Source organism: Rhodococcus sp. 14-2496-1d, assembly GCF_002259365.1.
GTDB lineage: Bacteria > Actinomycetota > Actinomycetes > Mycobacteriales > Mycobacteriaceae > Rhodococcoides.
Genome location: NZ_NPFV01000010.1, coordinates 13,569 through 32,155 on the forward strand (window position 1 = coordinate 13,569; position 18,587 = coordinate 32,155).

An 18,587-nucleotide genomic window follows, 5' to 3' on the forward strand; every position below is an offset into this window, starting at 1 on the left:
AAGGCAAACGACCGGATACACCGAGCTGAACTGCACATGAGCATCAGGGAGTTACCCCTCGAGCAGATGGTCAAACAGGAAGGGTGTTCAGCGACGAACGGGAAACTGCGGGTTCTCCGGTTCTTCGACGGCCTCGGCGCAGCGGTGGATGAAATCGCTCAATTCGGAGCGGACCTCGGGAGCGAGTAGATCCAAGGGGACGTCGGTACCGTGGTACTCCGCGAATGCCGAGGTGTAGGCATCGACGCTGTCGGAGATCACCGCGTGCAGCGAGGTGGACCTGTTCAGATGAACCTTGGCGATCACGTCGATGCGATCGGCCAGGAAGTCGTGAAACGTATTCTGCGCCATGGTCACGTCACGTCCGTTCTCCGAAACAGTTGTCATTGCGTCATGGTACGAACAAAACCGACCGTCCGCAGGGTGAGGGTCCGAAAACTAGTACGCGCCGTCGCTCTTGGCAACTGCGACCGCGGTCTTGGCGATGATGAGCAGATCCCCTGTCATGGACCAGTTCTCGACGTACGAGAGATCGAGGCGAACGCTCTCCTCCCACGACAGATCCGATCGGCCACTCACCTGCCACAGCCCGGTGATACCCGGCTTGACAAGCAGTCGACGACGCACGTCGCCGTCGTACGTTTCCACTTCGCTGCGCAGCGGCGGCCGCGGACCCACCACACTCATCTCGCGCTTGAGCACGTTGACGAACTGCGGCAGCTCGTCGAGGCTGAACTTGCGCATCACCTTGCCCACCCGCGTGACCCGTGGGTCGTCGCGCATCTTGAACAACACCCCGCCTGCCCCTTCGTTGAGGGCGGCCAGTTCCTGTACGCGCTTGTCGGCGTCCTGCACCATGCTGCGGAACTTGATCATCTGGAAAGGCTTGCCGTCGATGCCCATTCGCTCGGACTTGTAGAAGATCGAGCCCTTGCTGGTGAGCTTGATGATTGCGGCGAGAGTGATCAGGACCGGTGAGATCAGCAGGAGGACCGAGGCGGCGAACAGGAAGTCGAACGCCGTCTTGCCGAATCGCTTCGCACCGTTGTACTGCGGCTTCTCGACATGGATGAGCGGGAAGTTCGCCACCGGACGCATCACCAGACGGGGACCTGCGACGTCCACCACGCCGGGCGAGACCACGAGGTCGACCTTCTTCTTCTCCAGATCCCACACCATCTTTCGCAGTCCGCGATGGCCGATGTGTTCGGTGGCAGTCACCGCCACGGTGTCTGCGCCGGAGGTCTCGATGGCCTCGACGACGCTGTGCTCGTCACCGAGCACCGGGATCTCGACGCCGTCGACGGTGAAGGACGTGTCGTTGCCGGGCTCGTAGTTGGGTAGGCAGATCCCGACCACACTGTAGCCGGCCTCGGGGGAACGCTCGAACGACTTGGCCATGGCCAGGGCCGAGCTGCGGCTGCCGACGATGAGTACCGAGGTCTGGTATCCGCCACGAGCACGCTTGCGTGACACCACTTTTCGCCACACCCACCGACTGAGCAGAAGTCCGATCAGGCCGACGGGCAGTGCGATCGCGAGATACAGACGGGCGATGTCCAGTTGGAACAGCAGGGAGAGGATCGCGATGGTTCCGAAGAGACGGAACGTGGCCGACACGATGCGGCGGTACTCCTCCGAGCCGTTGCCGATCACCCGTGGCGAACGGGTGCGGAAGATGGCGAGAAACGTCAGCCACAGAATCGCGAGCACTCCGGATATGCCGAGATAGCCGATGACGGACCACGGTTCACGAAAATCGATCTCGCCGAAGCGGATGATCTGCGCAACCGTCACCGCGCCGAGGACGACCACCGTATCGGTGACACGGAGGCCCTCGGTGTAGTGCGTCTCCCATTCACGACGCGATGTCGTTCTGCGTAACCGTCGTGCATCACGCCGCGAGACAACCGAACTCTGCGCTTCCAGATCGCTGACTGACACTTGCTTCCCCTCGGTACTTACGCGTTGCCGAACCCTTGCGTGATCGGCACAGCTCCGTGCCACCCCGTCGTGCAGATTATCTTTTCGTACTTATTGTGTCACTTGGTAACGGTGTGTTGATCGGCGAGAACCCGCAGGTCGTTACATGTTTCTACCGCATTAACCGCACGCGTCCCCCGCGTTGCCGAATTCCCCCTGAAGCCCTCATACCGGCCTTTGTCGACCACCTATTAGTGCCACATTCACCTCGTGTGTCAAGCATTGTCGGTCGAACGCCGTACGTTCGGAGACATGTCTGCGAAGGCCTCCCACATTCGGCGGCCCAGTTCCCGTTGCCCCTCGCCGTTGTAATGGATCTTCTCGGTCTCGCTGTTGTAGAGCCCGCGCGGACCCGGCACGTACGCCACTTTCGCCTTGCGCCGGGGAGTATCGGCATGCACCGCATCGATGACGGCGTAGTTCGCCTCCCCCGATTCGATCTCGTCGGGCACCATCTGGCCCACCACGAACGGAACGTCGCCGAACTCGCCGCGGAGCGTGTCGATCAGGCTGTCGAGCTTCTCCGCGTACACCGGCCCGGTCAGCAGCGGCACATCGCTCTCACCCTGATGCCACAGCACCGCCGCGAGCTCGTTGCCGGGCTTCGTCGCCAGCCCTGTTCGGATGCGCTGCAGTGCATCCCAGAACAGATTGACTCGCGCGCCGGTATCGGCCGGATCCCAGGAGATGCCGTGAATCCGCGCGAAGCCCGAATCACCGCGCGCATACGGAACCAGCAACACCGGCCTACCCGTCGCATCGGCGAGGTGCGCGGCGAACGTCGGGCCGAATCCGACTGCCTTGGAGGGCACCTCGTGAAACAGAGGATTGCTGCCCGCCACGATGGTGTTCTTCGACCTGCCCGACGCGGCCCACTGATGCACCCGTGGATGCGGCGCATCCAGGCCTGCCCCGTCCAATCCGACGCCGGCACCGTGGGCATTGGACTGGCCCAGAATCGCAACCACCAGATACGACTCGTCGACCGGTTCCACCGGAATGCCGCGTCCGAGACGCTTCTTCACGACGTCTTTCGCTCGCACCTTCGCGTTCTGCCGAAACCCCATGACGCTCCCCCTACTCACGTGCAGTCGTTCTGCGCCGGTACCCCGGCGAAACGATCCCCTATCCACTGGTTGACGGCGTCGCCGTTCACATCCCCGTGCCCCCGGCCCGCCTGACGATCGATGGTGATGGTGTCTCCGTACCCGCAGGCCTGCTCGAGAGCCGCGTCGGTCCATGCCGCATCGATGTACGTATCGGCATCACCGTAGGCCACCAGCATCGGTGCCGACGCCGGTCCCTGTGGCACAGCCATCGCCGCCAGTGCGCGCCGGAGGGCATCTGCGGCCGCATCGGATTTCGGGGTGAAGTCCTTGTCGCCGAGCCTGTTCACCGCGTCCTCACGGGCACCGGCCTTGTCCGGCGTGCAGCCGGTGAGCGCGGCCCAGTCCTGAGCGGCCTCGCCACTGCGGTAGTCGTCGAGGTTCAGAGCCGGGTCGCGTCGCGCCAACGACTCCAGTACCCACTGCAGCAGAGGGCCTTGATCGTCGGTCAGTGTTCCCGCGATGGCCTTGTCCACCAGCCCCACCATGTTCGCCCCCGGTGCCAGCGCGACCGCGCCGACCAGATCCAGCTCGGGAGCGTAGGAATCGGCGAGTTCGTTCGCCGCCCACGCGGCACCCCCGCCCTGCGATCCGCCGAACGCAGCCCACTGCGTACCCACATCGGGAAAGACCGTCCGCAGTGCCCGTACGGCATCGATGACGTCGTAGCCGGCGGTGATGTTGTCCAGGTACGCATGGTTACCCGGATGCCCGAGTCCCTCGTAGTCGGTGATGGCCACCGCGAAACCGGCTGTGGTGTAACCCTGTACGAGCGCCGAGGCCCCCAGCAGCGACGCGGACCGCGACGGCGCGCATGCCTGTTCGATACCCGTGGTGCCGTGGGCGTAGGAGATGACGGGCCAACCGCCCTCGGGTGCCTCGCCGGACGGGGTGAACACCGTGCCCGATACCTCGCGCTCGCCCACCCCCGGTTGCACCGAGCGGTACACCACCCGCGCCGCGTTCACGCCCGAAAGCCGCACCTGGATCGGCAGATTGGGCATGGTCTCGGCACTGACGATGGACCCGCTACCGGTTCCCGGATCCGCGATCACCATCGGTTGGGGGTCCGACCCGCGCAGTACCGCCGCGAGGGCTCCCTGCACCTGCCCGGCAACGGGCACAACGACCGCGCACCCGGAAAGCAGGGGTAGCAGCAACAGTGCTGCCAACCACCGCCGCGTCGTCGTCACGTCACTACTTGGAGGCCTTGAACCGACGCGCGTACGTCAGACCGGGCTTTTCGATGAATCGATAGGTCAATGACCCGAACGCGATACTGATCGCGCCCACCAGCACGAAGTTCCGCAGGAGCCCCAGGGGGCTGTCCCCGGCCATCCACCCGAAGCGCCCCACCATGATCAGGATGGGGAAGTGCCACAGGTAGACGCTGAGCGAGATCATGCCGACGTAGCTCAGCGGTGCCCAGTCCGCACGTTCGGCGAGCAGCGACTTCTCCCCACGTGCCAGCGGCACGATGATGAACAGGATCAGCAGCGCCGAGCCGAATGCCACGGTGGAGCTCTGCCAGCGTGAATTGTCGTCGATGAGCTTGAGCGAGATCGCGGCCGTGGGGATCATCGCGAGTCCGGTCCACCAGCGCATCCTGGTGGCGATCGCGCCCTTCAGCATCCCGTTGTCGATGGCGACGAACACCACGGCGGCGAGCATCCCGTACGTGAAATTGTCTGCCAGCGACCAGAAGCTGCGGCTGAGCACCGCGACCTGGTTGGGACCCCAATCCAGCAACTTCGGGTCGGTGATGCCCGACGGCCCGACGAGCGAGGCGGTGTAGAGCTTTCCGGTGATACCGATGACGAACATGATCACCACCGGGATCATCGCCAGCACCGGTGCCGAGATGGACGTGCGCTTGCGGAGATAGAACGCGATGCCCGTCAGCAGTGGCAACGCGAGGTAGAACGCGAACTCCAGCGAGAGCGACCACGACGGGTTGATCCCGGTTTGCAGCATGCTCGGAATGTACGAGTGCAGCAGTGTCAGATTTGCCAGCAGCGTGAGCGGATCGGTGAGGATGCCCAGACCGTTGTCGGTGAAATGCCGTTCGGCGACGGCCGCGTTCTCCACGAACACCGCTCGCATGACGAAGTTCGCGAACAGGAAGATGAACAGATAGGCCGGGAACACTCGAAGCAGGCGATGCATCGCGTAGCTGAAGTTGTTCGGCATCGGCTTGCCTGCGAACAACTTTCGCACCATCGGCAGGAAGATCAGGAATCCCGACAGCGCGAAGAAGAAGATCAGGCCCTGCCCCAGCAACCCCAACTTGTACGTGAGCACGGTCTGCGGTGAGTAATGGCCACCGACGTGGACCGCGAGCACGCACAGGCACGCGAAGCCACGCGGGCCGTCGAGGCCGACGATGCGCGCGGGACGCTTGGACTCACCGGCCACCGAAGGCGCGGGCGCAGTCGCTGCGGCTGCGGTGCTGTCTGGAGTAGCAGTCATGGGTACCTTCTTCAGGTCACGGCGCTGGTGGTGGTACTGGGCAGAAGTTGACGGCCTCGGTACCGGCGAACCGGTCGCCGAGCCAGCCGAACGCAGCAGCACCGTCGATGTCTGCGTGACCGGAATTCGGTTGGAGCACATACTGAATGGTGTCGCCTGCGGCGCAGCCGGCACCGATGGCGGTGTCGGTCCACGCCTGGGAGATCAACGTGTCCTCACCGCCGTAGATCACCAGCATCGGTGCAGCAGCAGGAGACTTCGGCAGACTCATCTCCCGCAGGTATCCCTCGAGAACCGCGGTGGCCTCCGGCGTTGCCGGCCGCAGATCGTCGTCGCCGATCTGCGCGGCCAGCGACGTACGGTCGGCCGCGAGGACGCCCCCGCATGCCGAGAGCTCGTCCCACTTCTCGGCGACGATGCCGCGGCGGTAATCGTCCAGATCCAGCTCGGGATGGGCCTGCGACAGGCCCACGAGCACCCACTGCAAAAGCGGCTTCTGGTCGTCGGTGAGTGTGCCGTCGGCGGCTGCGGCCGCCAGGCCGGTGATGTCTGCTGCCGGCACCAGACTGACCGACCCGACCATGTCGAGTCCCGCTCCGTAGCTGCGCGCGAGTTCGTTTGCCGCCCAGGCTGCCTGACCACCCTGCGAACCACCGAACGATGCCCAGCGGGTCGACGTATCGGGCACCAACTTGCGGGCCGCACGCACCGAATCGATCAGGTTGTTCCCGACGGTCCTCGCATCGAGGTACGGGTGATACGTGCCGTCCAGACCGAGACCCTGGTAGTCCGAGACCGCGACCACGTATCCGGAGCGAACCAGCGCTGCCACGATCTGTGAGCTTCCGAGCAGTTCCGGATCGGTCGACGGCCCGCAATCGTTCAACACGCCGGTGGTGCCGTGACCGTAGGCGATGATCGGCCAACCACCCTCGGGCGCAGTGCCTTCCGGGGCGAAGACGGTGCCGGAGACTCGTTGGGTGGACCCGTCGATCCCGGACGTCGACGTGTACACCACTCGAGCGGCGATGGAGGAGATGGCGCTCACCCGGCGGTCCACGGTGAGCAACTCTTCCGCACTCTCGAGCGAACCGGGGCCGTCGTCGCTGTAATCGGCGGACAAGGTGGCCCCGACGGCGACGGACTGCGGATCGACCGCCGGATCGTCCGATGAACATCCCGCGGCGACCAGTATCAGCGCCAGCGCACCTGTTGTTGCCGCTCTGCGCAGCAGCATCGTTCGTGTGTTCGTCATCGTCTCTCCCCCGTGACCTGCTTGACCAGATGTTCGACCTGATCGCGATGGTCGATCGAATCCCTCGCGATACCGAGCGCGAGAACCAGTACGCCACCGAGCACGACCCCCATGCCCGCACCCAGCATCACGTTGCTCTTGACCTGCGGTGTCGTGGCCGAACCCGGCGTCGTCGCCGCATCCACCAGAGTCAGGACCGACACCGGCCCGTCGACCCCCAGATCGATCTCCCCGACCAACTTGATGAGCTGCACTGCAACGGAATTGGCGATGTCCCGTGCCTGCTCGGCATCGGCGTTCACCACCGAGATGTCGATCAACGCAGAGCCGGGACTCGGCACCACCGTGATGTCCTGCTTCAGCACGTCGGGCTCGACGGGCAGGTCCTGGGATGCGATGACGCGTCGCAACACCTGCTCCCCGGTGGCCAGCTCGACGTACGACTCGACACGAACCAACGCTCCTCGGTTGCCGTCGAGGGAGTTCTTGGGCGACGGTGGTCCAGGGGTGGTGACGAACACTCGCGACACCGCGGTGTACGAGGGCTCGACGAGATAGGTCGCCAACCACGCGACGCCCGCCGACAGAACCGCGGCGACCAGGATCGATGCCCAGCCGGACAACAGAATTCGGCCGTAGTCCTTGAGGGTCGGAACACCGGTCGGGGCGATCATTTGTTCAGCTCGCACGTGTTGACCGGGCGTTGGCCGGCGAACATGCCCTTGACCCACGGCAGCGATCGGCTGCTGTCCAGATTGCCGTGCCCCTCGCCCTGATGCAGCTCGTACTCGACGAGGTCTCCGGAGTCACACGCGCGCTGCAGCGCCTTCTCGGTCCACGGTTCGAGGATCAGATCGTCCTCGCTGCCGTACATGACCAGAAGCGGTGTCGTCGAACCCTGCTGCGGCAGCGCCATATCCGACAGGTAGCCGCGTAGCCGATCCGTGGCCTCGGCGCTCACCGGCTTCAGATCGGCGGGCTCGAGCTGTGTCTGCAGTTCCGGGACATCGAGCGACCCCGGCGGAACACACTCGAGCAGATCGTCCCAACGCTCCTTCGCGAAACCGGACCGGTAGTCGTCCAGGTTCATCTCGGGATGCGAGATCGCCAACGAGTGCAGCGCGTACATCAACAGGGGGTACTGAGCACGAGTCAACGTTTCGTTCGCGGCCGCGTCGGCCAGCCCCGACATGTCCGACACCGGCACCATCGCGGCCGTACCGACCAGCTCCAGACCGCCGCCGTACTCACCGTTGCGATCGCTCGCCGCCCATGCGGCCATCCCGCCGAGCGAGACGCCGTAGGCCGCCCACCGCGTGCTGAGCGTGGGCATGAAGTTCCTGGCCGCTCGTACCGCATCGATCATGTTGTAGCCGAATGTCTTCGAGTCCAGGTACGGATGGTAGTCACCGTCCATACCGAGACCCTGATAGTCGGTCATCGCCACCGCGAACCCGTTCAGGGCCAGAGCGGCCACGATAGGAGCATTGCCGAGCAGGTTCGCGTACAACGAGGGCCCACAGGCATTGAGTACCCCCGTGGTGCCGTGGCCGAACGACACGATGGGCCAACCACCATCGGGCGCAGTACCGGCCGGAACGATGACGGTTCCCGAGACCTCGGTCGGTGAACCGGTGACACCCGAGGTCGACCGATACACCACCCGAGTAGCGGTGGCACCGAGCTCGGTGATGTCGGTCGCAATGTCCTCGATCGGCTCGGCCGAGATCAGCGAACCGGGAGCTGTGCCACCGACATTCGACGGCGGAGGCGGCTCCGAGGCCGGAGCCTCGGCGGTGACCGGAGCCGTTGGCGCGTTGGGCGGAAGAACGACCGACGGCTGCTGAGAACAGGAGACCAGCACCGCGGCGGCGGTCAGCACGACGCCGACCTGTGCCGCGAACCTACCTGGCATCGAAACTATCCTCTGCTCGCCGAGGAGGTCGCGGTATCGCTCTGCGCCGGCTTCGGCCTGACCGATGTGGAATGGGCAGGTGCCGAGGACGGTGCAGTGAACGGTTCTGCGGAAGCAGGAGTCTCGGCGGCACTCTCGGTAGGCGTCGCGCTGCCACCGAGGAGGCGTCGGGCTGCTGGCTCGAAGGTGGTCACGACGCCGAGCACGGTGGCCCCGACCCCGTCGAGCACCTTGATCGCACGCCTCAGCTTCTCGCGCGTCGTGCGGCCGGTACGCGCGAGAACCAGTGTGCCGTCGGACAATGCGGTGAGAATCGCGCCGTCGGTGACCTGGAGCAGAGGTGGGGTATCGACGATGACGTAGCGGTACTCGCCGCGCAGCGACTCGAGTAGCTCCTGAGCGCGGTCCGACCCGAGCAACTCACTCGGATTCGGCGGCACCGGACCCGAGGGCAGCACCGAGACACCGCCGAACACATCGTCCTGGATGGCATCCTCGATGCTGTGCTCGCCCGAGAGCACCGTCGACAGGCCGCTGCTCTGGTCGATTCCCAGCCGGGTGCCCAGGGTTGCGCTGCGAAGATCGCCGCCGACGAGAAGCACCCGGTGCCCCGCCTCGGCGAGAACGGCCGAGAGGTCGATGGCCGTGCTGGTGCGTCCTTCGCCCGCGGCCGCACTGGTGACGGTGATGACGCGAGGAGGAGTGCCCCCGCCGAGAAAGCGAATGTTGGTGCGCAGAGCGCGGAGTGGCTCGCCCATCTTCTGCATCGATGCCACGGCGGCCTTGGGTCGCGTCGCGTCGATCGGAAGGCCGCCGAGGACGACGCGACCCGAAATCTCCTCTGCGCGTGGCCTGTCCCGAATCGAACGATCCAGCAGACCGCGAAGCAACGCGAGTGCGATGCCGAGCACGAAGCCGATGGCAGCACCGAGGCCGAGGACAGTGGTCAAGCCCATGCCGATCGGCGAGGTCGGTACATCACCCTGATCGACGACGGTGGCGCCGGCTGCCGGACTGCCGCCGCGCTGAGAGGTTTCCAGTTCCTGTACCAACTGGGTCAGCTGACCGGCCACCGCGTTGGTCAACACCTGAGCGACCGCCGGATCGGGATCGGTGGCGCAGAGATCGAGCAGCACCGTCTTCTCGATGGGGGTCGCAGTGACACGCGAACGCAGTTCGTCCGGGGACATCTGCAGCTGCAATTGATCTATCGCGCGTTGCGCAACCTGTGTGCTGGTTGCCAATCCGGCGTAGGACGTCACGCGTTCCTGTGAGAACAGGTTGTTCTGGTACGCCTCACCGACCGAGCTGCCGCCCTCCGTGGTGACGAACAGACGGGCGCACGCCTGATACTGCGGCGTCGTGAAGAACGTGTAGGCCCAGCCTCCGGCGATGCCGATGACCGTCGCGAGCGCAACGATCCACCAACCCGCGCGAAGAATTCGCCCGTACTCTCGAATCTCCACGAGTGCTCCTATCGAATGACATCGGTCAAGGGGAAAGAATAAAGCGCAGCGAACGATTCGGCACGGCGTAGATGTTGCGAGTGCATGAAAGCGTGACAACATCAGAGCCTATGAGCATCACGCAACGAGCCGGTGCGGCAGCCATCGTGATCGTTCCCGTTTTCGTTACATTCGCCATGATCGTCGGCGGAACTCCAGCGAAATTGGGGGCGTTCGCCCTCGTCGTGCTGACTGTGGGAGCGTACATCGGCCTACGTCATCCGCTGTATCTGTCTCGCGCTCTTGCATTTTCACTCGGTGCGTTGCCGTTCGGATACGTACCCGGTGTTCACGCTCCGTTGGTTTTCGCGTTGGGTATCGCGGTCGTTCTCGCCACTGTGATCCACCGCACAGCCGTGAGCCGCATCACATGGCCGGAACTGCCCATGATTGCGCTCATCGCTGCGTCCGCGTTGTCGATATTCGCGACGAGTGGCGCTCTGGCCGACTACGTCGAATTCGGTCAATGGCTCGTTTCCACACTCGTAGTCGTCTGCCTGTTGAGAATGCAGCGTGACGAATTGGCATTGTTCGGGCGCATCTACGTCTACGCAGCCTCGGCCGCAGCCGCTTTCGCCCTGGTGATCTTCGCCGTCGACCCCGCCGGGAAACTCATCCGCTATCTGTCGATATTCGGCTACGGCAGCGAGGAGGAAAGCACTCGCTTCGTCTACAGCAGCACCGGAGCCGCAACCGTCCGATTGGCAGGCACGTACGTCGACCCCAACGCAGCCGGAATCGGATTCGTGCTGGCACTGATGCTGTGCGTGCTGCTCTTGCGCGGCTATCTGCGCACAGCCCTTGCGGCCCTGCTGTTCCTGTCGATCGTGTTGACGCTCTCGCGGGCCGCACTGTTCTCGGTGGTGTTCGGCGTGGTGTTGATGCTGGTGTTCCAGCAGCTACGCACCCGCGAACGCCTCGCCATCGTCGGCGCGTTCGCGGCCGCCTTCGTCGGTGCCATCGCCGTACCCACCGTCCGCAATCGCGTCTTCTCCTCGTTCGGCAACGAAGACGCGGGCTCGAGTGCACGCGGTGACGCCCTCGTGGAATTCCCCGGTCACATGCAAGGCCACTGGATGTTCGGACTCGGCTGGGGCCGTGCAGAATTCAAAGACCCCACGGTCGCTTTCGAAGTCAACTACGTTGCCAACACTCCCCTGCTGACCATCTACCGCGGGGGTCTCGTCGCCGGAATCGCCTTCGTCGCGATACTCGTCGTCATCGCGATAGTGGGCTACAAACTGCTCCGCGCTCGGCAGTGGGAGTACGGGTTCTACGGCGGCGGAATGATCGGCTTCTCCGTCGTGGCACTGCAGCTCGACTTCCCGGTGGTCACCATCCCGGCCACGACGATGGCGTTTTCGGTCATGTACGCCTTTCTCGTCCACGCATGGGAAAAGGCGTCCGAAACCGATCTCGACGGCGAGAACTCCGAGAGTTCCGAAACGAAAAGCTTGCTTTCACCGGACAGTACTCGACCAGCAGTTTCATAAAAATCGCGCCAATTCTTGTGATTTGTACAAAGCTGCGTTCGTAGTGCAATGATTCACCGCACCGGCCCGTCGATTGGTACGGACCCCCTGGTGGAGAGAATGATGATGGTTCACTTTCGCGGTGGCTTTCGCACAATAATGTCAGCGACAACCGTAGTGGTCGTCGCTGTCGGGCTCGCTTTCGGAACGACGTCCGTTCTCCTTTCACCCGACCACCTCGTCGGCTCCCAATCACGTGCCGAGGCGGCCCCGAACCCGCCCGGTGTCGGACTCTCCGACGGCGGCGGACTGCTCTGGGCCACCGACGCCGAACTCGATACGACCGTGCAGTTCGTGACCGCCATGGGCGTGAAGTCGATGCGCATCGCCATCCCGTGGTCGACCGTCGAACCCACCCAGAATCAACAGAACTGGGCGCCCGTCGACCGGGTCGTGAACAAGCTGCGCGCGGCGAACATCTCGATGCTCGGCATCATCGCCTACACCCCGGCCTGGGCGACCTCGCCCGTGAACCAACCGATCAACACCCGACCGGCATCGCCTGCGGCATTCGGCACCTTCGCCGGACAAGTCGCGGCTCGATACAAGGGAAAGGTGGCCGACTACGAGATCTGGAACGAGCCCAACGGGGCGATGTTCTACGCACCGGAACCCGACCCCGCCGGCTACACCGCGCTGCTCAAGGCCGCGTATCCCAAGATCAAAGCAGCCGACTCGGCCGCCACCGTCGTCGGTGGCGTCCTGGGCGCGGCCGAACAGGCATGGGGAATCATCAACCCCGTCGATTTCACCAACCAGATGTACGCTGCCGGTGCCGCAGGGTATTTCGACGCCCTCTCCTACCACCCGTACCAGTACTCCCTGAAGTTCTCCGAAGGACCGTACGTCGACCACTCACCGGCCCGGCAGGTCATGGACATGCGGACGGCCATGGTCGCCAACGGCGACGGCAGCAAGAAGATCTGGGCCACCGAGTACGGCGTGCCGACATCGGTGGCGTCCGAGGATCAGCAGAGCGCGATGATCACCGACTTCGTCACCAAGTGGCGCGAGCTGCCCTACACCGGCCCGATCTTCCTCTATCAGCTCCGTGACAAGCAGACCGGCAGCAACGACCCGGAGATGACCTTCGGACTGTTGCGCACCGATTGGTCGGCCAAGCCTGCGTTGTGGGCACTGATGAGTCTGTTGCAGAACAACATCCCACGGACCGCCGAGTACAACCGCTTCGCCGCGGCACCCAACAACTTCGGTGCCGTTCTGGGGCCGGTGTTCCCCGTCCGAGACACCTGGGCGCAGTACCGCCAGGATGCCGTCGTGTACGAGATGCCCAACGGATTCGTCGGAGTTCCCCGCGCGGTCGCAGAAGCGGTGCGCTACACGGGCTTCTTGCCCACCACGCCGTTCAACGGCACCTACCAGGACTTCGACAGCCCCTACGGCCTCAGGGTGTTCTCCACCGCCATCGGCGGCACCCACAACATCGGTGGTGGCATCTTCAGCGCCTGGGATCCCACTCTCGGGCCGGCAACCAGTGACGAGGTGCCGCAGTACGGCGGCGGCGTGCGGGTGACGTTCCAGTACGGCGCGATCACGTGGGCACCGTGGGTCGGCACCACCGTCACTCGTTGAATTCACACACATCTGATCGATAATTCACAAACCGCGCGGACCTTTTCTTTCGATTCGTGCTGCCATTTCTCGGTGACTTCGTTGCGGCCACGTTAACTCTGCGCAAAGGCACGGTTTCCGTTCTCTGTAAATCTATTTTGCCTTGTGAACCACCTCACTTAGCGCTATCTATTTGTCCCCGAAACGGATATTCATATACAGCGAACGAATGACTCTTCGTGGCAGGATTATGTCCAGTGTTCGCACGTCTCGTCGGGGGACGCCAGCTATTCGACGCTCTTGTTGTGCATCGGCGCACTACGGGGCGCTATTCGGCGTGCGGGAAGCCCCAGCTCCATTCGAGTACGGACCGACACGATGGGTAGCTCATGAAGACCGATGTTTCTGTGTTGCAGCCGGGTTCACTGCTCCATGACGCGGCGGCAGCATGACCGACCGCCTCCGCGTGGCCATTGCGCACGACTACCTCACCCAGCGCGGTGGTGCCGAGAAGGTCGTCCTGGCCATGGCCCGCGCCTTCCCCGACGCACCCATCTACACCACGCTCTTCGAGCCGTCGACGACATTCCCCGAGTTCTCCGATCTCGACGTACGCCCGTCGTCCTTGAACCGAATCGGCTTCCTACGCAAGAACCACCGTGCCGCGCTCCCGTTGCTCCCGTTCGCATCCTCCTCGATCGAGATCGACGCCGACGTGGTGCTCACCAGTACCAGCGGTTGGGCACACGGCTTTCACACCTCAGGACGCAAACTCGTCTACTGCTATTCACCTGCGCGTTGGTTGTACGAATCGCAGATGTACCTGGGGGAAAGTCGCAGCCCCGTCAAACGTGTTGCCCTCAAGACGCTTTCGTATCCGCTTCGCCAGTGGGATCGACGGGCGGCCTTCTCGGCAGACCGTTACCTCGCCATCTCCACGGTGGTGCAGCAGCGCATCAGCGACGCGTACGGCATCTCGTCGACCGTTGTACCCGCACCGTTCACCGTCGAGACAGCGCCTGCCGAATCGATACCCGACGCTGCCGCGTGGCTGGGCGCAGACGGCTACTACCTGTGCATCTCCCGCCTGCTTCCGTACAAGAACGTCGACAAGGTGATGGCGGCCTTCGCCGACACCGATCGCAAGCTGATCGTCGTCGGGCGCGGCCCGGAGGCCGATCGATTGCGAAAGCTCAAGTCCGACAACGTCCTCATGCTCAGTGACCTGACCTCGGGACAGATGACCTGGCTCTACCAGGGCTGTAACGGTTTGATCGCTGCAAGCTATGAAGATTACGGATTGACCCCCATCGAAGCGGGTCATCACGGCAAGCCCAGCGCAGTGTTGCGCTGGGGCGGCTTCCTCGACACCGTCGACGAGGGCGTGACCGGTGTGTACTTCGATGAGCCCCAGCCGGATTCGATCGCCAACGCGGTCGACGCCCTGGAACGCACGCACTGGGAGCCGTCGAAGATCCAGAACCACATGGAGCAGTTCAGCGAAGAACGCTTCGCAGCCGAGTTGGACGCCGCAGTGACAGACATTCATGCAGGACATATGGAGAGGACGGCGTCGCGATGACCAAGCGCGCACTGATCACCGGCATCACCGGGCAGGACGGCCTGTACCTTGCCGAACTGCTACTGAGCAAGGGCTACAAAGTGTTCGGTCTGCTACGGGGACAGAACAATCCGAAGGCAGCGATGATCGAGCAGGTGCTGCCTCAGGTAGAGGTGTTGCACGGCGACCTTCTGGATCTCTCGGCGCTGATGCGCGCCTTCGCCGTAGCCGACCCCGACGAGGTCTACAACCTGGGAGCCGTCTCCTTCGTGGCGTACTCCTGGGAGAACGCACGTCTCACCACCGACGTCACCGGCGGCGGAGTGCTGAACATGCTCGAATCCACCCGGCTCTACGAGCAGGTAGCGGGCAAGCAGGTTCGCTTCTACCAGGCCTCGAGCTCGGAGATGTTCGGCAAGGTCCAGCAGGTTCCCCAGCGCGAGGAAACACTGCTCTGGCCACGCTCGCCGTACGGCGTCGCCAAGGTCTACGGCCACTACATGACCATCAACTACCGTGAGTCCTACGGCATGCACGCCAGCTCCGGAATTCTGTTCAACCACGAATCACCTCGTCGTGGACCGGAATTCGTCACACGCAAGGTGTCCCAGGCCGTCGCGCGCATCGCACTGGGGCTGCAGAGCGAGCTCTCGCTCGGCAATCTCGACGCAAAGCGCGACTGGGGCTTCGCCGGCGACTACGTCGAAGCCATGTGGTTGATGCTGCAACAGGACGACGCCGACGACTACGTGATCTCCACCGGGGAAACCCACTCGATTCGTGAACTCCTCGACCACGCGTTCGCCGCAGTCGACATCGACGACTGGGAGCCCTACGTCAAGATCGATCCCCGCTTCTTCCGGCCCGCGGAGGTCGACCTCCTCGTCGGCGACTCGGCCAAAGCCCATGCCGCACTCGGTTGGAAGCCGAAAGTCGGCTTCCCCGAATTGGTTACGATGATGGTTCAGAACGACCTCGTCGAACAATCGCCCGACACCGTCAAGATCGCGTGAGTGCCGGACATACCCCGACTGCGCTGATCACCGGAGTGGCCGGCCAGGACGGCAGCTACCTCGCCGATCTGTTGCTCGAGCGCGGTTGGACCCTCCACGGTGTGGCCAAGCCCGGCGGGAACGACGGGACGGTGAACGTCCACGTCGAGCAGCACCGCGTCGATATCAGCAAGCCGGGTGTCGCCCAGGTGCTGATCCACGAAGTGCAGCCCGACTACGTTTTTCACCTCGCCGGGATCTCCTCGGTGTGGCGATCGTGGAACGACCCGGTCCTGACCACTCAGGTCAACGGGCTCTCCGCTGCGGCACTGCTCGATGCCTGCTACACCGAGCAGGAAGCATCGGGTAAACGCATCGTGCTGGTCAACGCATCCAGTGCCGAGATCTTCGCCGGCTCCGGGGTGCCATTGCAGAACGAGGAAACGCGCGTTGCGCCCACCTCCCCCTACGGGGTGTCGAAGGCACTCAGTCACAACATGGTCCAGGTCTACCGAGCCCGAGGACTCGAAGCCACCAACGCCATCCTGTTCAACCACGAGTCGCCCAGGCGACCGGAGACCTTCGTGACCCGCAAGATCACCAAGGCCGCCGTCGCCATCACCCGGGGCACCCTCGACACGCTCGAGCTCGGCAACCTCACCGCGGAACGCGATTGGGGCTGGGCCCCGGACTACGTGGATGCGATCGCCGCCATGGCCGACTACGGAAAGGGTGACGACTTCGTGGTCGCCACCGGACAGGCTCACAGCGTCGCCGACTTCGTGGCCGCCGCCTTCGCAGCCGTAGGTATCGAGAACTGGCGTGACTACGTGCGCAGCGATTCCGAGATGCTCAGGCCCGCCGACTCGGCAAGAATGGTCGGTGACGCCACCAAAGCCCGTGATCTGTTGGGCTGGGCACCGACGAAGGATTTCGACCAGATCGTCGACGCGATGGTCCAATTCGACATGACCGAGGAGATGGCAGCATGACAGCGGTGGAACGGCCTGTGGGCGAAGCGGAGCCCGAGATCTACGACGTGTCGAACTACAAGATGCAGGACATCACGTTCAAGCGGAAGCTGCGCAACCGTATCGGCACCCTCGGCTTCAACATGATCGTCACCTTCATCCCGTCGCACTGGATTCGGCAGAACTTCCTGCGTGCGTTCGGGGCGACGATCGGCAAGGACGTCTCGATCTTCCGCGGCACCACCGTCCTCGACCCCGAGGGCCTGACCATCGGCGACGCCTGCTCCATCGGTTTCCGCTGCATGCTCGACGCCCGCGGCGGAATCACGATCGGCAGCAACGTCGTCATCGCCAGCGATACACACATCATCGCCGGCTACCACGATCACAACTCACCTGAATTCACTCCGATCCTCGAACCCTGCGTCATCAATGACTACGTCTGGATCGCCAGCCGCAGTACCCTTCTCAGCGGGGTGACCCTCGGTCGCGGCGCCGTCGTCGGTGGTTGCTCGATGGTGCGCGGAGACGTCGGCGAACTCGAAGTGGTTGCCGGAGTGCCCGCGAAGGTGCGAGCGATGCGTGACCCGAAGGCGCTGGCCTACCGCCCCAAGTATCGGCCGCTGTTCTACTGATGATCCTGCGTGACTGCCGACTCGTCTACGTCGCCCCGCGATCCGGGGTCGGCGGCGTGGGCGACTACGCCGACGACTTCGCCGACGCCGTGCGGCCACACTTCGCCGAGGTGATCGAGTACCGCCACGACGGACCCGGATCTCACTCGGTGCGCGATATCGTGCGGCACCGCAAAGCGATTCAGGAGCTCGTCGACGCCGATCCGGGCCGTGTCATCGTGCACTGCGAACTCAGCGGCGGCTCGGTGATGCCGTTCTGGGCCACAGCTCGGCTCACCGGCAACCCGATGGTGACCGCGACGGTGCACGACCCACCCGGAATCGTCTGGTGGCCCGCCCGCACCAAGTTCCTCGCGGGCAAGAAGGTCCTCAATCACGGCCTGCACTACCCACTTCGAGCGGCCTGGCGTCGCCTCGAGCGCACCGTGGTGGGCAGCCGGACGCTGTTCGCGCTCACCCGTTCCGGTGCCGACTCCCTCGAGCGTAGCTACCCCGAAGTGACGGCCGAGGCCGTGATGCACTTCGTTCCCGAGCGCCCCGACATCACCCCCGCCGAGGATCGTCCCCTGGCCGTCGGCCTGTTCGGATTCGTCTACCGCGGAAAAGGATTCGACCAGCTCCAGCAGCTCCGGGATCGTGTGCCGAACGACATCGCCATTCGCATCGCCGGCCGCGGAACCGAACTACTCGACCCCGTCGACGGCGTCGAGATCCTCGGTGAGGTCAACGGACCGGACGAGGACGCGTTCTTCGATTCCATCCGTGCACTCGTGGTGCCCTACGGCAAACGATCCATCTACGGTGACGCCTTCCCCGCCTCCGGTTCGGTCAGTCGCGCCATCGCTTATCAGACCCCGGTGGTGTGCCTTCAGGAAGGCGCACTGTCCGAAACCGACGGCGGTGCACTGGTCGTCGCGGGTGGAACGAACGAGATCGCCGACGCCACCGCAGCCCTGGTCACCGATCGGGCGGCACTGACGAGGCTGCGCCGAGAAGTGGAGACCCTGCGCCGCGCCAACTCCCCCGACATGGTGGCTCAGAACTTCGTGGCTGTGTGGTCCAAATGATGCGGTGGTTTCGATGATGCGGTG

At 64.0% G+C, this 18,587-nt stretch carries 16 protein-coding genes; 7 read left to right on the plus strand and 9 right to left on the minus strand.

Annotated features, from left to right (window positions below):
* Positions 1-87 precede the first annotated feature (87 nt).
* The 9 genes from CH296_RS06915 to CH296_RS06955 form a co-directional block, all read right to left on the minus strand.
* Positions 88-387 (minus strand): hypothetical protein, encoded by a 300-nt coding sequence (locus tag CH296_RS06915; RefSeq protein ID WP_094645992.1) that lies wholly within the window; start codon positions 385-387, stop codon positions 88-90.
* 51 nt (positions 388-438) lie between these two features.
* Positions 439-1,944, minus strand: coding sequence for a sugar transferase (locus CH296_RS06920; RefSeq protein ID WP_230596900.1), 1,506 nt, complete (start codon positions 1,942-1,944; stop codon positions 439-441).
* Between the two features lie 254 nt (positions 1,945-2,198).
* Positions 2,199-3,068: a sialate O-acetylesterase gene (locus CH296_RS06925; protein ID WP_256980360.1), complete on the minus strand. Its 870-nt coding sequence runs from the start codon at positions 3,066-3,068 to the stop codon at positions 2,199-2,201.
* A complete protein-coding gene (locus tag CH296_RS06930) occupies positions 3,065-4,282 on the minus strand; it encodes a lipase family protein (RefSeq protein ID WP_256980361.1) in 1,218 nt (405 codons plus the stop codon). Before CH296_RS06930 ends, CH296_RS06925 begins: the two co-directional genes overlap by 4 nt.
* Before the next feature lie 4 nt (positions 4,283-4,286).
* Entirely contained in the window at positions 4,287-5,558 is a 1,272-nt protein-coding gene (locus tag CH296_RS06935) for an acyltransferase (RefSeq protein WP_032397205.1), read from the minus strand.
* Positions 5,559-5,574: 16 nt separating this feature from the next.
* Positions 5,575-6,813, minus strand: coding sequence for a lipase family protein (locus tag CH296_RS06940; RefSeq protein WP_256980362.1), 1,239 nt, complete (start codon positions 6,811-6,813; stop codon positions 5,575-5,577).
* Positions 6,810-7,487, minus strand: coding sequence for a YveK family protein (locus CH296_RS06945; RefSeq protein ID WP_094684360.1), 678 nt, complete (start codon positions 7,485-7,487; stop codon positions 6,810-6,812). The genes CH296_RS06940 and CH296_RS06945 overlap by 4 nt, the downstream gene beginning before the upstream one ends.
* Entirely contained in the window at positions 7,484-8,728 is a 1,245-nt protein-coding gene (locus CH296_RS06950; protein WP_094684361.1) for a S9 family peptidase, read from the minus strand. The genes CH296_RS06945 and CH296_RS06950 overlap by 4 nt, the downstream gene beginning before the upstream one ends.
* A 5-nt stretch (positions 8,729-8,733) precedes the next feature.
* Complete coding sequence (locus CH296_RS06955) at positions 8,734-10,194, minus strand: polysaccharide biosynthesis tyrosine autokinase (protein ID WP_094645995.1); 1,461 nt, start codon at positions 10,192-10,194, stop codon at positions 8,734-8,736.
* Positions 10,195-10,304: 110 nt separating this feature from the next.
* Here CH296_RS06955 and CH296_RS06960 point away from each other — a divergent pair, with 110 nt between their 5' ends.
* The 7 genes from CH296_RS06960 (at position 10,305) to CH296_RS06990 (ending at position 18,563) form a co-directional block, all read left to right on the plus strand.
* Positions 10,305-11,726, plus strand: coding sequence for an O-antigen ligase (locus tag CH296_RS06960; RefSeq protein WP_256980363.1), 1,422 nt, complete (start codon positions 10,305-10,307; stop codon positions 11,724-11,726).
* 138 nt (positions 11,727-11,864) lie between these two features.
* Positions 11,865-13,358 (plus strand): glycoside hydrolase family 5 protein, encoded by a 1,494-nt coding sequence (locus CH296_RS06965; RefSeq protein WP_256980364.1) that lies wholly within the window; start codon positions 11,865-11,867, stop codon positions 13,356-13,358.
* A 427-nt stretch (positions 13,359-13,785) separates the two neighbouring features.
* Complete coding sequence (locus CH296_RS06970; protein ID WP_094684362.1) at positions 13,786-14,919, plus strand: glycosyltransferase; 1,134 nt, start codon at positions 13,786-13,788, stop codon at positions 14,917-14,919.
* Positions 14,916-15,911, plus strand: coding sequence for a GDP-mannose 4,6-dehydratase (locus CH296_RS06975; RefSeq protein ID WP_032396558.1), 996 nt, complete (start codon positions 14,916-14,918; stop codon positions 15,909-15,911). Before CH296_RS06970 ends, CH296_RS06975 begins: the two co-directional genes overlap by 4 nt.
* Positions 15,908-16,882 (plus strand): GDP-mannose 4,6-dehydratase, encoded by a 975-nt coding sequence (locus tag CH296_RS06980; protein ID WP_256980365.1) that lies wholly within the window; start codon positions 15,908-15,910, stop codon positions 16,880-16,882. Before CH296_RS06975 ends, CH296_RS06980 begins: the two co-directional genes overlap by 4 nt.
* Entirely contained in the window at positions 16,879-17,496 is a 618-nt protein-coding gene (locus CH296_RS06985) for an acyltransferase (protein WP_032396559.1), read from the plus strand. Before CH296_RS06980 ends, CH296_RS06985 begins: the two co-directional genes overlap by 4 nt.
* A complete protein-coding gene (locus tag CH296_RS06990) occupies positions 17,496-18,563 on the plus strand; it encodes a glycosyltransferase (protein ID WP_256980366.1) in 1,068 nt (355 codons plus the stop codon). Before CH296_RS06985 ends, CH296_RS06990 begins: the two co-directional genes overlap by 1 nt.
* Positions 18,564-18,587 lie beyond the last annotated feature (24 nt).